The following is a 1,452-nucleotide window of genomic DNA, read 5'->3' as shown; positions in this document are numbered from 1 at the left end:
CTTTCCAACCAACCCGAAGGCCAGCGTACTCACGAAACTCAGCTGCGCTGATGTCATGTCAAATGTTCCACCCATGAGCTCCCAGCGAGAAACGAACGTCCTCGATCTGGGTTCTGGACTCCGAAGAGTCAGATGCTCCTTAGAAAGGAGGTGATCCAGCCGCACCTTCCGGTACGGCTACCTTGTTACGACTTAGTCCTAATTACCGATCCCACCTTCGACGGCTCCCTCCACAAGGGTTAGGCCACCGGCTTCAGGTGTTACCGACTTTCATGACTTGACGGGCGGTGTGTACAAGACCCGGGAACGTATTCACCGCAGCGTTGCTGATCTGCGATTACTAGCGACTCCGACTTCATGAGGTCGAGTTGCAGACCTCAATCCGAACTGGGACCGGCTTTTTGGGATTCGCTCCACCTCGCGGTATTGCAGCCCTTTGTACCGGCCATTGTAGCATGCGTGAAGCCCAAGACATAAGGGGCATGATGATTTGACGTCATCCCCACCTTCCTCCGAGTTGACCCCGGCAGTATCCCATGAGTTCCCACCATTACGTGCTGGCAACATAGAACGAGGGTTGCGCTCGTTGCGGGACTTAACCCAACATCTCACGACACGAGCTGACGACAACCATGCACCACCTGTTTACGAGTGTCCAAAGAGTTGACCATTTCTGGCCCGTTCTCGTATATGTCAAGCCTTGGTAAGGTTCTTCGCGTTGCATCGAATTAATCCGCATGCTCCGCCGCTTGTGCGGGTCCCCGTCAATTCCTTTGAGTTTTAGCCTTGCGGCCGTACTCCCCAGGCGGGGAACTTAATGCGTTAGCTGCGTCACGGAATCCGTGGAATGGACCCCACAACTAGTTCCCAACGTTTACGGGGTGGACTACCAGGGTATCTAAGCCTGTTTGCTCCCCACCCTTTCGCTCCTCAGCGTCAGTTACGGCCCAGAGATCTGCCTTCGCCATCGGTGTTCCTCCTGATATCTGCGCATTCCACCGCTACACCAGGAATTCCAATCTCCCCTACCGCACTCTAGTCTGCCCGTACCCACTGCAGGCCGGAGGTTGAGCCTCCGGATTTCACAGCAGACGCGACAAACCGCCTACGAGCTCTTTACGCCCAATAATTCCGGATAACGCTTGCGCCCTACGTATTACCGCGGCTGCTGGCACGTAGTTAGCCGGCGCTTTTTCTGCAGGTACCGTCACTTTCGCTTCTTCCCTGCTAAAAGAGGTTTACAACCCGAAGGCCGTCATCCCTCACGCGGCGTTGCTGCATCAGGCTTGCGCCCATTGTGCAATATTCCCCACTGCTGCCTCCCGTAGGAGTCTGGGCCGTGTCTCAGTCCCAGTGTGGCCGGTCACCCTCTCAGGCCGGCTACCCGTCGACGCCTTGGTGAGCCATTACCTCACCAACAAGCTGATAGGCCGCGAGCCCATCCCCAACCAA

General features: G+C 56.2%; 1 rRNA gene. It reads right to left on the bottom strand.

The window, feature by feature from the left end:
- Nucleotides 1–143: 143 nt before the first annotated feature.
- A 16S ribosomal RNA gene (locus OPU70_RS17540) occupies nt 144–1,452 on the bottom strand; the annotation flags it as partial.

Source organism: Microbacterium sp. SWDP-B6 (genome assembly GCF_059803615.1).
This window is presented reverse-complemented; position numbering and strand designations above follow the sequence as displayed.